Source organism: Pseudoalteromonas sp. NCIMB 1079, from assembly GCF_040567695.1.
GTDB lineage: Bacteria > Pseudomonadota > Gammaproteobacteria > Enterobacterales > Alteromonadaceae > Pseudoalteromonas > Pseudoalteromonas distincta.
On record NZ_JBEWZA010000001.1, the window covers coordinates 727,931 to 741,252 of the forward strand.

A 13,322-nucleotide genomic window follows, 5' to 3' on the forward strand; every position below is an offset into this window, starting at 1 on the left:
TTATTTGTGGAAAGAAAAAATGACCAATCTTCCAAGTATCAAACAGCTACAGTATTTATTAGCTGTTCATCAACATCAGCACTTTGGCAGAGCTGCCAGTGCCTGTTTTATAGGGCAATCTACTTTAAGCAGTGCTATTCAAAATCTTGAAGAAACACTAGGCTGTCAGCTAATTGAGCGCGAAAATCGCAGCCTTATGTTTACCAGTATTGGTGAAGAAGTTGTTGAGCGCTCTCGTAAAATAATTAACGATACAATTAGTTTAAAAGAGCTCACTAAAAGCTTTTTAACACCGCTGAGTGGTAAATTAACAGTGGGTGTTATACCTACAATTGCTAGCTTTATAGCGGCTCCTCTGTATCACTTTTGTAAAGAAACCTTTTGTGATTTAGAGCTGGTATTAATTGAAGATACGAGTGACAAGCTACTGGACAAACTTGAGCATGGGCATATTGATTTAGCGCTACTTGCACTGCCATACGAAACCGATAAATTTCATACACAAGTATTGGCAAAAGATCAGTTTAGTTTAGTGCACCATAAGGACTACAGCGCTGCAAAGGGCGTAGTCGACTTTAATCTATTACCAGAGGCTAGCGTATTCTTATTAGAGCGTGAGCACTGTATGACAGGCCATGCGCTTAGCGCATGTCATTTAAACCGTGCTAGTTGTATTAACCCATTTGAAGCAGCAAGCTTGCATACATTATTGAGTATGGTTGAGCATCAGCTCGGGGTGACTTTTTTACCACAAATGGCGATTAACGCCGGAATTTTAGATAATAAAAATATGGTGGCAACACCATCACAAAGCGATGCATATAGAGATATTGGCATATTGTGGCGGAAAACTACGGGGCGGATCCGCGACTTTAAGTTATTTAGTCAACAGCTTGAGATATTTTTAAAGCGCCAATGTAGTTTAGATTTTTCTAAATAAGAATAGGAAATGAATGAAAGCAGCTTATAAAGGCTGCTTTTGATTTTTAAGATGGCTTTCAAAAGGCTCAAGTTCGGGTAAAAATAGTAAATAAATCCATACCACTAAGTTAAAGTAAGGCACGCAGCCTAATACAGTAAAAACCTTAACTGGGTAGCCTTTAATATTTGCGTAACGATAACACTGATACGCGATTGCAAAATGTATAATCAGTAATAACATAACTAGCTGTGTCATACCTTTCTCCTTAAAAGCTTAAATAGCTTTGAAACCCACTATAAATATCAGTACTATGCCGCCAAAAGGTAATGTCATGTTTTTAAAATGAAATGCATTAAAATACACGACATTTCTTATTTGATACTGAAAGTATAGGCAAGAAAGGTAATATTGGTAGTAACAAATTGTTTAATTTTGTTTATTTTGGGCTAGCTTGTTGTTGGTAAAACGTTTTATTTTTTGAAATTTTTTCAAGTTCATCTTTTACTTTTTCAACAGGTACTGGGCGTGCAATAAAGTAGCCTTGTCCATAATCAACACCTATCTCTTTTAGTGCAAAAAATATCTCTTCGTTTTCAACGTACTCAGCTACAGAGCGCTTATCGAGAGACCGACTAATATCATTTATTGCTTTTACTAACGCTAAATCTATAGGGTCATTAAGCATGTCGCTTACAAATGAGCCATCAATTTTTACATGCTGTGCCGGAAGCTGCTTTAAATAGTTAAATGTACTAAATCCAGTTCCAAAATCATCGATAGAAAAATGACAGCCTAAGCTATTAAGCTTCTCAATCATTTTACGAGTGGCCTTTAGGTTATTAATACTCGCAGATTCAGTTATTTCAAAAATTATCCGCGAAGCAGGCACGTGATACTTTTCAAGGTTTGATTCAATTAATGGCAATAAGCGTTCATCTAAGAACGATTGTGCTGACAAATTAATAGCAACTTGGTTTAACTCTGGGTGCTTAGATACACAAGCAATAGCATTACGTATAACGCATTGATCCATCAAAAATGTGTCGTTAAGCATTTCTAAAGAGGGAATAAACTGATTTGGGTATACGAGTTCACCTTTTAGTTTTAAGCGTAAAAGCGCTTCAAAATAAGCAACTTTACACTCCTTAAAATCCCAAATAGGTTGGTAATGTAGTTCAATATTATCTTGCTGTAGTGCTTGGCGAATTTCGTGGCCCCATTCAAGCCCTGTTTGTAGTGTATTGTTTTGAGCATCTTCTTTTGAATAGCAATGTACTAAGTTACGCCCTAGGTTTTTGGCAATATACAAAGCAATATCGGCTTGTTTTAAACACTCATTAGGGTCGTTATTTTGTGTCGTGATTTGAGTTAAACCAATAGAGCAGCTAATAGTGTATATCTGATCTTCTGATTTAAAAGCATGTTTTTCTATCGCACTACACACACCTTCTGCAATAAGGTGTGCATCCAGTAAATTCATATTGGTAAGTATGACTGCAAATTCATCCCCACCAATTCTGCATACCAGGTGATCGTCGCCAATATTTGCTTTAAATAATTGCGCCACTTCTTTTAAAACTATATCGCCCTGATGATGGCCTTTACTGTCGTTTATTATTTTAAAGTGATCGAGGTCAATATAAATAACAGCATGCTCTATGCCATCATAGGTGTATTTATCTTGGCATATTTTATTAAGCTGTTGATCAAAATAATAACGATTATGTAAACCTGTTAATGGGTCATGGTGTGCTAAATGACGTAGTTGAATCTCAGCTTGCTTTCGTTCGTGTATATTGTCGATAGTTGCGGTTATGGTCGCGTTATTACGGCTATTTTTTATTAGCTGCAATCTGCATTCAACCCAAATTAAATTGCCATTTTTGTGGGTTAACTTTACTTCTATTTGTTGCTGTTGCTCGCCACCATGTAAAATATCGTTAATAGTGTAGTCAAGCCTTCCTTTATCTTCGTTATTACAATAAGCGCTTAATGGGTTTTGTAGTGATGATTTAACACCAAAACCGCTTAATGTTTCCCATGCGGGGTTAATAAAACGAATATTACCTTGCTGATCGAGCTCTAAAACAACTGTATTTAAGTGCAATAAAATACGCTGATGAGCAGAAAATAACTCTTTGTAACGCACTTCGCTCACGCTCAATTGTTCTACTTTGTAAGCAAATTCAGCATAACTCACCATAAAATCTTCACGTCGTGCGGCGTGGTCACACACTTTGTTTAAAAATGAAGGATCGTAAGGGGCTCTGATAAAGTCGGTAACACCCGAAAGCAAAAGCTGCTCAGCGTAATCGGCATCGTCACTTTCTATAATTGTAACAATAGCTTGTTTAGAATTGTGCTGGAGGATTTCTTCAACGAGTACACTCGAGCTCTCTGCACTTGATGTAGTGGCATCGAGTAGCACAATTGAAAACTGCTGTTGGTTATAAGCGTTAAGTGCCGCTTTAGCTGAAGTTACGTGAGTGATAGCAAAGTTTAACTTTAACAGTTCACTTATTTTGTCGGCCGTATTTTGAAGTGGCTCTAATAATAATAAGTTTAGCCGGCTACTTTTTTCTAAGTGAGTAGATAAAACATTCGCAAGTACTTGAGGGAGCATATCTTTGTGCTCAAACGGTAGCACAGCATCTATCCCATAGCTTCGGGCTGTTGTTTCGGCAATCCGCTCACAGTAAATTGGCGGAATAAGTAAGATTGGTGTGTTTTTTGGTGTTTTTAATAATCCTGAGCGGATCATCCTAGAAAAGCGCCAGCCATCAATTTTACCAACATTAATGCCCGTTATTATAATATCAACAGGGTGTTGTTTTAAAAGCTTTAAAGCTTGTTGACTGTCTTGGGCATCAATAAAGGTAAATACATTTAAGCTATCTAAAGTGCCCTTAATCGCGCGACGTTCAGCACTACTTGCGTTTAATATTAGCAATTTAAGCTGGTTTGGCACGAGTTGAACACCCCTAATATAATTTATAATAATTTAGCCGAATAAGAATAGTGACATTTAACCATAAGAACAAGAGAATTTAATGGCAAACACGCAAACAGACATTATAAGTTTGGCTGATTTCTTGAGCTTAATATCCGATACATATACACTTGGCGCGATTTTAAATGATGTGGATTACTAATTATGCGCGTGGCTGACTTTAGCTTTGACTTACCTGATGAATTAATAGCTCGTTTTCCAAAAGCGGACAGAACCAGCAGCCGTCTACTCACTTTAGATGGCCCAAGCGGAACTTTAGAACATAAAGTGTTTAGCGATATACTTGATTTAGTAAACGAAGGCGATTTATTGGTCTTTAACAATACACGCGTTATTCCAGCACGTATGTTTGGTCAAAAAGCTTCAGGCGGAAAAGTTGAAGTACTTGTAGAGCGGGTATTAGATGAGCATCGCGTACTTGCGCATGTACGGGCAAGCAAGTCGCTTAAGGTCGGTAACGAAGTTATTTTAGAAGGCAAAGCCAAGGCAATAATGGTTGCACGCCACGATACTTTATTTGAGCTTGAGTTCGATCATAGCCAAAACGTGCTAGATATACTTAATGATATTGGCCATATGCCACTGCCTCCTTATATTGACCGACCTGATACCGATGCTGACCGTGAGCGCTATCAAACTGTTTATGGAGAAAAGCCAGGTGCAGTTGCAGCACCAACTGCAGGTCTACATTTTGACGATAAGTTAATGACAGCACTCAAAGATAAAGGCGTAAATATGGCTTTTGTTACGCTACACGTTGGCGCTGGTACTTTTCAGCCGGTACGAGTTGATAGTGTTGATGAGCATGTAATGCACTCAGAGTACATAGAAGTACCTGATGACGTAGTTGCAGCTGTTGCGCAAACTAAAGCAAATGGTGGGCGTGTAATTGCGATAGGCACAACTTCAGTTCGCTCATTGGAGTCGGCTGCTAAAGTTCACGGCGGCAAGTTAGATACGTATTTTGGTGATACCGATATATTTATTTTTCCGGGTTATCAATTTAATGTTGTTGATGCCATGGTCACAAATTTTCACTTACCAGAATCAACGCTTATAATGTTAGTCAGCGCATTTAGCGGCCAAGACAATATTATGGGCGCTTACAATACTGCAATAGAGCAGCAGTACCGCTTTTTTAGTTATGGCGACGCGATGTTTTTAACACATAAGTAACAAAATATTGTTTAATACTCAGTCGAATATATTAAAACCCCCAGCTTAGTTGCTGGGGTTTTTGTTTGCGGCAATTGGCAAAACTGAATTTATCGCAGCTAATAGTATTAGTGAGGCAAAAAGGGTAGAATCAGGCGGTTAAATTATAGCTTGTTGGACTGTTTTTCCGACATTGAGGATGATATGAAATTTGAATTAGATTGTACTGACGGAAAAGCGCGCCGCGGCCGCTTGATTTTTGACCGTGGTGTAATAGAAACACCTGCTTTTATGCCTGTTGGTACTTACGGTACTGTAAAAGGTATGACGCCAGATGAAGTTAAAGCCACTGGTGCGCAAATATGTTTAGGTAATACCTTTCATTTAATGCTTCGCCCAGGTACTGAGATCATTAAACAACATGGTGATTTACACGACTTTATGAATTGGGACTTCCCAATTTTAACTGACTCAGGCGGTTTTCAAGTATTTAGCTTAGGCGCAATGCGCAAAATCACTGAAGAAGGCGTTTTATTTCAATCTCCAGTAAATGGTGATGAAATTATGATGTCGCCTGAAAAGTCGATGGAAGTACAGCGCGACTTAGGCTCAGACATCGTTATGATTTTTGACGAGTGTACGCCATACCCAGCAACTGAAAAAGAAGCTAAAGATTCTATGGAGTTATCTCTTCGTTGGGCTAAGCGCTCAAAAGAAGGGCATGGCGATAATCCATCTGCTTTATTTGGTATTATCCAAGGTGGTATGTACCCAGAATTACGTGCACAATCACAAGCTGGTCTTGAAGAAATTGGTTTTGACGGTTATGCATTAGGCGGCCTATCAGTAGGTGAGCCTAAAAACGAAATGATGAATATCCTTGATCATTGTGCGTTTAAAATGCCAGAAGACAAGCCTCGTTACCTTATGGGTGTAGGCAAGCCAGAAGACTTAGTTGAGTCGGTTCGCCGTGGTATTGATATGTTTGACTGTGTTATGCCAACACGTAATGCGCGTAACGGCCATTTATTTATTACCACGGGTGTAGTAAAAATACGTAACGCAGTGCATAAAACAGATACAGGGCCACTTGACCCTGAGTGTGATTGCCATACGTGTAAAAACTATTCACGAGCTTATTTGCATCACCTTGATAAATGTAACGAAATTTTAGGTGCGCGACTAAACACAATTCATAACTTACGTTACTATCAACGTGTTATGGAAGGTTTACGTAATGCAATTAGCGAAGGTAAATTAGAAGAATTTGTACAAGATTTTTATGCTCGCCGAGGCCAAGATGTGCCAGAGTTAGCAGATATAAAAAATTAAACTTTAAAATTAAAGAGGAAGTATCATGAGTTTATTTATTTCAAATGCACACGCAGCAGCTGGTCAACCTGCGGCAGGCGGTGGTTGGGAAATGCTAATAATGTTAGCTATTTTCGGTTTGGTTTTTTACTTTTTAATCTACCGCCCACAAGCTAAGCGCGTTAAAGAGCACAAAAGCTTAATGAGTATGATGGCTAAAGGTGATGAAGTACTTACCCAAGGCGGTTTAGTGGGTAAAATTGTGAAAATTTCTGAAGAGAAAGATTTCATCGTTATCTCTTTAAACGAGCAAGCAGAAGTTACAGTACAAAAATCTGCAGTATCTGCAGTATTGCCAAAAGGCACAATGAAGTCGCTATAAAAATAATAAGGACGACCCCGTGTTAAACAAGTTTCCAGTTTGGAAGTATTTACTTGTTTTAGCTGTGGTAGCCATTGGCCTTTTATATGCCTCTCCAAACTTGTATGGTCGCGATCCGGCCATACAAGTTTCAGGTGCTAAAGGCGCTGATGTCGATCTCAGTGTTGTAGACAAAGTAAACGCAATCCTTAAAACAAATAATGTAACCGCTAAATCGACAATACTTGAAGATGGACAAATTTTAGTTCGTTTAAAAAATGTTGAAGAGCAACTTAAAGCGCATGACTTACTTCGTGATTCGCTGAGCGATGATTACATTTCTGCTATTAATATGGCACCTGCTCAACCAGCTTGGTTAAAAGCAGTTGGTGGTAACCCTATGAAGCTAGGTCTTGATTTAAGTGGTGGCGTACATTTCACCATGGAAATCGACATGGCAACAGCGGTTGATAACCAGCTTGAGCAAATGGAACAAGATTTTCGTAGTGACCTGCGCGAAGAAAAACTACGTTATCGTAGTGTTCGCCGCGTAGCAGGCTCCGATCGTATGCGTGTAGAAATGCGTACCGAAGCAGACAAAAATGCAGCAGAGAGCTTCTTAGAAACTCGCTACCCGCTAAATGTCTACATTGATGACAGCAGTAACGATAAAGCATTTTTTGCGACAATGAGTGAGCAAAAACTCAAAGAGATTCGTGACTACGCTATCAAGCAAAATGAAACGATTATTCGTAACCGTATCAACCAAATTGGTGTTGCAGAACCTAACGTACAACGCCAAGGCGCTGAGCGTATTATTGTTCAACTACCTGGTATTCAAGACACAGCACGCGCTAAAGAAATTTTAGGCGCAACAGCAACACTTGAATTTCGTGAAGTAGACGAAAACGCTGATATTAGCGCTGCTGCTCAAGGTCGTATCCCTGCGGGTACTGAAATGATCATGAGCCGCGACGGTTACCCTGTTGTACTTAAAAAGCGTATTATTCTAGAAGGCAGCCATATAACTGGCGCGCAATCTGGCGCTGATGAATACCAACGTCCGCAAGTGAGTATTACGCTAGATAGCAAAGGTGGGGCAAAAATGAATGCCTTTACCAAACGTGCTATTGGTAAGCGTATGGCAACGGTATTTATTGAGTACAAGCCATCAGGTAAAAAAGATGCAGACGGTAAAGCGCTTCCGCCTATTAAGGTTGAAGAAGTTATTAACGTAGCAACGATTCAAGCCCGTCTTGATCGCTCGTTCCGTATTACCGGCATTGATAACCCAGCAGAAGCTCATAACTTAAGCTTACTACTTCGTGCTGGTGCACTTGTAGCGCCAATTCAAATAGTTGAAGAGCGCACAGTAGGTCCAAGCTTAGGACAAGAAAATATTGAAGCGGGTATGACTGCGGTTGCACTTGGCTTTGCGTTTGTACTTGTATTTATGCTTGTGTACTACAAAGGCTTTGGTATGGTTGCAAACCTTGCGCTTGCGGCTAACTTAGTACTAATTGTAGGTGTTATGTCTTTAATTCCGGGCGCTACACTTACGCTACCAGGTATTGCCGGTATTGTATTAACAGTAGGTATGGCAGTTGATGCTAACGTACTTATTTTTGAACGTATTCGTGAAGAGCTGGCCGATGGCCGTAGCCCTCAACAAGCGATTCATTTTGGTTACGATAGCGCATTTAGCACTATATTTGATGCCAACATCACGACACTAATTGCTGCCATTATACTGTTTGCAGTGGGCACTGGTCCAATTGCGGGCTTTGCAGTGACACTTGCGATTGGTATTTTAACTTCAATGTTTACAGCCATCGTTGGTACCCGTGCGGTAATCAACTTATTTGTTGGTGGTAAACGCATTGATAAACTTTCGATTTAAGGAGCAGACATGCAAATTTTAAGTTTGGGTAGTAGAACCCTTCGTTTCATGTCTCTTCGAAAAGTGGCTATGGGTTTCTCGACGCTACTAATTTTAGCGTCGTTTGCATCAATTTTTATCAAAGGCCTAAACTTTGGTTTAGATTTTACCGGCGGTACTGCGGTAGAAGTGGGTTTTTCACAACCGGCTGACCTTAAAAAAGTGCGTGATGCACTAGCTGATAATGGTTTTGCTGATGCATCAGTGCAGCTATTTGGTTCAAGCCAAGAAATTTTAGTTCGCTTAGCACCACGCGGTAGCGATGTAAAAGCTGAGGTGATTGGTAACCAAGTAATCGATGCACTTAAAAAAGCAGACGACAGCGTAGTAATGCGCCGTATTGAATTTGTAGGCCCAAGTGTAGGTGAAGACTTAAAAGAGCAGGGTGGCCTTGCCATGTTAACTGCGCTTATTTGTATCTTAATCTATGTTGCGTTCCGTTTTGAATGGCGCTTTGCAGTAGGTGCGGTAGGTGCACTACTACACGATGTTATCATTACTGTGGGTTTATTTTCGGTATTAGGTTTAGAGTTTGATTTAACTATATTAGCGGCAATTCTTGCGGTAATTGGTTATTCACTCAATGATACGATTGTTGTATCAGACCGTATACGTGAAAACTTCCGTAAGGTACGCATTGACGATACGATAGAAATTATTGATATTTCACTTACGCAAACACTTAACCGTACACTTGTAACATCAATCACGACTATTTTAGTATTGATTGCCTTGTTTGCATGGGGCGGACAAACCATTCATGGTTTTGCAACTGCATTACTGTTTGGTGTGTTTATTGGTACTTATTCTTCGATTTATGTTGCAAGCTCTGTTGCTATAGCAATGGGCGTAAGCAAAGAAGATTTAATACCAGAAGTAATTGAAAAAGAAGGCGCAGACCAAGACGCTATGCCGTAATGGTTTTGTAACTACTTTAAAAACCGCTCATTGAGCGGTTTTTTATTGCCTGTAATATATTTATGCTCACGATTGTTTTAGCTTTACTGTGCAAGTATGAATAAACAGTGCTAACTTTGTAGAGCACGCCATGAGTGTAACGTCGTACTATGTATTTAAGATAAGTATTAATAGCGCGGTTATTAATAAGTACAGTTACATAATATCGCCATCTTTTATTTAGGCGCTGGAAGCTGTTTAGCTTAAATAACGCGATAATTTAAACTATCAATAATAACTGTTAAGACTACCGATAATAACTAGGGTGATAATTATGTTGCCATTAAAGTATTTGATTAACGTAGTAAGTTTGTTTGTATGCAGCGCTTTAGCGAGTGAGGTAAATATCGTAAATGTAGCGCAGGGGCAGCGTGTGCAATATGCTCGTGACGACTACCTTAACGAGCTATTAGAAAAAGCATTGGTGAGCGCACAATACCCTGCAGAGATTAACCCCGTTTTAATTCATCCCCATCAACAACGTACTTTAATAGCACTAGATACAAAAAATTTAGATTTATACTGGAGTATGAGCAGCCCCGAAAGAGAGTCTTTAGCTATTGCGATTAAAATCCCATTATTTAAAGGCTACATAGGTAAAAGGGCACTATTAACAAGTAAGAATAGCATTGCTAGATTTAAAGGTATTACGAGCTTAGAGCAGTTAGGTAGGCTTTCTGCAGTGCAAGGTCATGATTGGCCTGATACAAAAATAATGGCGTTTAATGGCCTGCATATAAGGCCGTTTGCAAATTATCAGGCTATGTTTGCCTTAACAAGTGCAGGGCGTATTGATTACTTCCCACGTTCATTTATCGAGGTTAATTCAGAGCTAGCGGCAAATAAACAAAGTAACCTAGTGATAGTACCTAATTTATATATGAGTTATCCAACAGGGTTTTATTATTTTGTATCAAATAGTAAGCCAGAGCTTGCAGTGGCAATTAAAAAAGGGCTTGAGATAATGCAAGAAAATGGCGAGTTTGATGCTTTATTTGATGAATATTTCGCAAAAGATTTAAACTCGTTACCTTACGAAAAAGGTAAAACAGTAGAGTTGAAGCTAGATAACCCTTATTTTTAGGCACAAAAAAAGGAGCCTGGGCTCCTTTTTAGTATGCTATTAATAGCATTTAATTAGCGAAGTAACGACTCAGTTAATACTGGACGAATTTCGCGAATAATTGCTTGAGTCAGTTTTGGTGAACCACAGATAATATTGCCGCTGTGGTTATAGTTATTACCACCAGCGAAATCTACAACCATACCGCCCGCTTCTTTAACCATTAGTTCGCCCGCAGCAGAGTTCCAAGGTTTTAAACCAATTTCAAAAAATCCATCAACACGGCCAGCTGCAACGTATGCCATATCTAAAGCAGAGCAACCTGCACGGCGAATATCAGCAGTGTGTACAAATAATGCTTTAAACGCTTCAGTGTATGCATCCATGTGGTTTTTGTTTTTGAAAGGGAAACCAGTAGCAAGTACAGTGCCTGCAAGAACCGTAGTTTTGCTAACGCGTAGACGTTTACTGTTTAACTGAGTGCCTTGACCGCGAGATGCAGTGAAAAGCTCACCACGAATTGGATCATAAATAACAGCTTGGTCTAAACGACCTTTAACTTTAAGTGCGATAGAAACCGCGTAATGAGGGATACCTTTGATGAAGTTAGTTGTTCCATCGATAGGATCTACAATCCATTGGTAATCATCATCCTTGCCTTTATGCTCACCTAGTTCTTCACCAACAATTGAGTGAGTAGGGTAAGACTGTAAAATAGTGTCACGAATTACGGCTTCGGCTTCTTTATCAATGTTAGTTACTAAGTCGTTAGCGCCTTTTTGTTGCACTTCAACTTTTGATAAATCTTCACTTGCGCGAAGTAAAATTTTGCCTGCGTTGCGCGCAGCGCGAACCGCAATGTTTAACATTGGATGCATGGTATTACCTTTGGGTTGTAAAAGAACGTTTATATATTTCAGCCGGCGTATTTTAGCGACTTTTGACATAAAGTAAACAATAAACCCCAAATACTTATGTTTGTTTTTTATACAAGATTGAAAAGTGTCTATATTTTTAAAAAATAATAATGAGCAATTAATAAGTCATTATGTTCCTTTGTGTGTTAATTAAATTTAATTAATTTTAAATAACGCTTTACCTAAAGTTAGCTTGAGGTTTTATCGTGATCCTAACTTAATTGATAGGACAACATTATGTATTTAGAGCACGTAAACTTAGTCGCGAGTGATATAGATAGTATGCTTAAATTTTATCGCGCTGTATTTCCACATTGGTCGATTAGAAGTGAGGGCAGAGGCGATTGGCATGGAAAACCAAGACGCTGGGTACACTTTGGAGATGACACGCATTACATTGCGATAAGCGACCATGGTGAGGGTGAAAACAGAAACTTATCGGGCCATCAAATTGGTTTTGCACACTTTGCTTATGTAACTAATAATTTAAGCGCAGTAGTAATGCGCTTAAATAAAGTGGGTTTTACAGTAAGCAAGCAAGGTAGCGAGAATCCTTTCAGAAATAATGTCTACTTTATTGATCCCGCCGGGTTTGAGGTGGAATTTGTAGAGTATTTAAGTGACATACCAAGCGAGCGAAATAACGATTTATAATAAAATACCAAGCAGCACGCTAGAGCGCTGCTACTCAATTATAGTTAGCGGCTATTATTACCCGTGCCAAACTGGGTTTTTAGCTCATTTGCAAAGCTCATAAATTTTTCTTTAATTGTGCGCTTTATTTTTACTTCAACCGATCCCATAACTGCCTTTCCTTCAATATGAATAGTAGGACCTTGGCGTTTGTTAAGCGACACAGATTTATTTTCAAGACTACTTAAAATACAAAACATTTTAGACACTACATTTACATGCTCTGGTACGTAAATCTCATCGCTACCAAAAATACAGTTAACGTGAATAGTTACATTTTGATGCGCAAAAATGGCATCAGTAAAATCAAGTACCACCGATCCCATAAAGTTACTTAAATATATATTTTTTGGGACAACCCACTGACCGCTTCGTTCGTTAGAGCCTAAAATACTGCGTAATGTAAAGTCATCATCACTGTTCTGCTGTGCACTATAATGTGGTTTAAATTGCGATTGTTTTTCTGCTTTATATTGCTGATCGGTATTAAGTGTTAAGTCTTCTACTAAGGCTAAAAGAGCGTCGTTATTAGGTGCATCCATCGCGCTATCGAGTCGTCTCTCAAATGCATCAACAGAAATAACCCCATGACTGTAATTATAAATTAATTGATCAATCACTTGTTCGCGTACTTGCTCTATTGGGCGGTCTTCAACTTTTACAGACATGGGGCATTCCTTATTATATTTACTATTGATACTGCTCTTGATGTTTATATGCAAAGCACGCACCAAATGTAATCACCTTAATTATCAGTAGGTTAATTTATAATGATGTTTTTTATTTTGTTATATTAACGATAGATTAACCAAAAATGCAATTATCTAGCTATTTTCACTATTTGAGAAAGTTTTACCGAGTAGCCTGTAAATAGTTACACAACTATAGATAATGTCTCACTCAAAAATAAACTCAACCTATTGAAATTTAAGTATAAATAAAGTTGGCCCAAAGCTCGCATTAGTTAAAGTGTCTTTAATCAAAAGGAGAAAGA

Annotated in this window: 12 protein-coding genes; 8 read left to right on the forward strand and 4 right to left on the reverse strand. The window is 38.8% G+C overall.

From position 1 onward, the window contains the following. Positions 1 to 19 precede the first annotated feature (19 nt). The gene (locus ABX891_RS03385; protein WP_007586467.1) at positions 20 to 940 is read left to right on the forward strand and encodes a hydrogen peroxide-inducible genes activator; all 921 of its coding nucleotides are present in this window, start codon (positions 20 to 22) and stop codon (positions 938 to 940) included. A gap of 24 nt (positions 941 to 964) precedes the next feature. On the opposite strand, the gene ABX891_RS03390 is transcribed toward ABX891_RS03385, so the two are convergent. Further along, positions 965 to 1,177, reverse strand: coding sequence for a hypothetical protein (locus tag ABX891_RS03390; protein WP_024592496.1), 213 nt, complete (start codon positions 1,175 to 1,177; stop codon positions 965 to 967). 181 nt (positions 1,178 to 1,358) lie between these two features. Beyond that, on the reverse strand, positions 1,359 to 3,890 hold the full coding sequence (locus ABX891_RS03395) for a two-component system response regulator (protein ID WP_354628909.1): 2,532 nt from the start codon (positions 3,888 to 3,890) through the stop codon (positions 1,359 to 1,361). 186 nt (positions 3,891 to 4,076) lie between these two features. Between ABX891_RS03395 and queA the strand changes: the two genes are divergently transcribed. The 6 genes from queA (at position 4,077) to ABX891_RS03425 (ending at position 10,739) form a co-directional block, all read left to right on the forward strand. Further along, entirely contained in the window at positions 4,077 to 5,108 is a 1,032-nt protein-coding gene (queA, locus tag ABX891_RS03400; protein ID WP_354628910.1) for a tRNA preQ1(34) S-adenosylmethionine ribosyltransferase-isomerase QueA, read from the forward strand. Positions 5,109 to 5,291: 183 nt separating this feature from the next. Next, positions 5,292 to 6,419: a tRNA guanosine(34) transglycosylase Tgt gene (gene tgt / locus ABX891_RS03405; protein WP_002957831.1), complete on the forward strand. Its 1,128-nt coding sequence runs from the start codon at positions 5,292 to 5,294 to the stop codon at positions 6,417 to 6,419. A gap of 25 nt (positions 6,420 to 6,444) precedes the next feature. Further along, positions 6,445 to 6,780: a preprotein translocase subunit YajC gene (gene yajC / locus ABX891_RS03410; RefSeq protein ID WP_002957830.1), complete on the forward strand. Its 336-nt coding sequence runs from the start codon at positions 6,445 to 6,447 to the stop codon at positions 6,778 to 6,780. 19 nt (positions 6,781 to 6,799) lie between these two features. Next, complete coding sequence (secD, locus tag ABX891_RS03415; RefSeq protein WP_024605592.1) at positions 6,800 to 8,659, forward strand: protein translocase subunit SecD; 1,860 nt, start codon at positions 6,800 to 6,802, stop codon at positions 8,657 to 8,659. A 9-nt stretch (positions 8,660 to 8,668) separates the two neighbouring features. After that, positions 8,669 to 9,616 carry a protein translocase subunit SecF gene (secF, locus tag ABX891_RS03420; RefSeq protein WP_002957828.1) on the forward strand — a complete coding sequence of 316 codons (948 nt, stop codon included), beginning with the start codon at positions 8,669 to 8,671 and terminating at the stop codon, positions 9,614 to 9,616. Between the two features lie 313 nt (positions 9,617 to 9,929). Further along, positions 9,930 to 10,739, forward strand: a complete 810-nt coding sequence (locus tag ABX891_RS03425; RefSeq protein ID WP_354628911.1) for a substrate-binding periplasmic protein — start codon at positions 9,930 to 9,932, stop codon at positions 10,737 to 10,739. Between the two features lie 53 nt (positions 10,740 to 10,792). Here ABX891_RS03425 and suhB read toward each other — a convergent pair whose 3' ends face one another. Next, on the reverse strand, positions 10,793 to 11,596 hold the full coding sequence (gene suhB, locus ABX891_RS03430) for an inositol-1-monophosphatase (protein ID WP_002957826.1): 804 nt from the start codon (positions 11,594 to 11,596) through the stop codon (positions 10,793 to 10,795). A 276-nt stretch (positions 11,597 to 11,872) separates the two neighbouring features. Between suhB and ABX891_RS03435 the strand changes: the two genes are divergently transcribed. Beyond that, positions 11,873 to 12,289, forward strand: coding sequence for a VOC family protein (locus ABX891_RS03435; RefSeq protein WP_354628912.1), 417 nt, complete (start codon positions 11,873 to 11,875; stop codon positions 12,287 to 12,289). Between the two features lie 44 nt (positions 12,290 to 12,333). On the opposite strand, the gene ABX891_RS03440 is transcribed toward ABX891_RS03435, so the two are convergent. Further along, positions 12,334 to 12,996, reverse strand: coding sequence for a LiaF domain-containing protein (locus ABX891_RS03440; protein WP_010553380.1), 663 nt, complete (start codon positions 12,994 to 12,996; stop codon positions 12,334 to 12,336). Between the last annotated feature and the right edge of the window lie 326 nt (positions 12,997 to 13,322).

Bases quoted from the DNA above. Each gene is read 5' to 3' on its own strand.
- ABX891_RS03385 (WP_007586467.1), top strand. From the start codon at position 20: ATGACCAATCTTCCAAGTATCAAACAGCTACAGTATTTATTAGCTGTT.
- ABX891_RS03390 (WP_024592496.1), bottom strand. From the start codon at position 1,177: ATGACACAGCTAGTTATGTTATTACTGATTATACATTTTGCAATCGCG.
- queA (WP_354628910.1), top strand. From the start codon at position 4,077: ATGCGCGTGGCTGACTTTAGCTTTGACTTACCTGATGAATTAATAGCT.
- tgt (WP_002957831.1), top strand. From the start codon at position 5,292: ATGAAATTTGAATTAGATTGTACTGACGGAAAAGCGCGCCGCGGCCGC.
- yajC (WP_002957830.1), top strand. From the start codon at position 6,445: ATGAGTTTATTTATTTCAAATGCACACGCAGCAGCTGGTCAACCTGCG.
- secF (WP_002957828.1), top strand. From the start codon at position 8,669: ATGCAAATTTTAAGTTTGGGTAGTAGAACCCTTCGTTTCATGTCTCTT.
- ABX891_RS03425 (WP_354628911.1), top strand. From the start codon at position 9,930: ATGTTGCCATTAAAGTATTTGATTAACGTAGTAAGTTTGTTTGTATGC.
- suhB (WP_002957826.1), bottom strand. From the start codon at position 11,596: ATGCATCCAATGTTAAACATTGCGGTTCGCGCTGCGCGCAACGCAGGC.
- ABX891_RS03435 (WP_354628912.1), top strand. From the start codon at position 11,873: ATGTATTTAGAGCACGTAAACTTAGTCGCGAGTGATATAGATAGTATG.
- ABX891_RS03440 (WP_010553380.1), bottom strand. From the start codon at position 12,996: ATGTCTGTAAAAGTTGAAGACCGCCCAATAGAGCAAGTACGCGAACAA.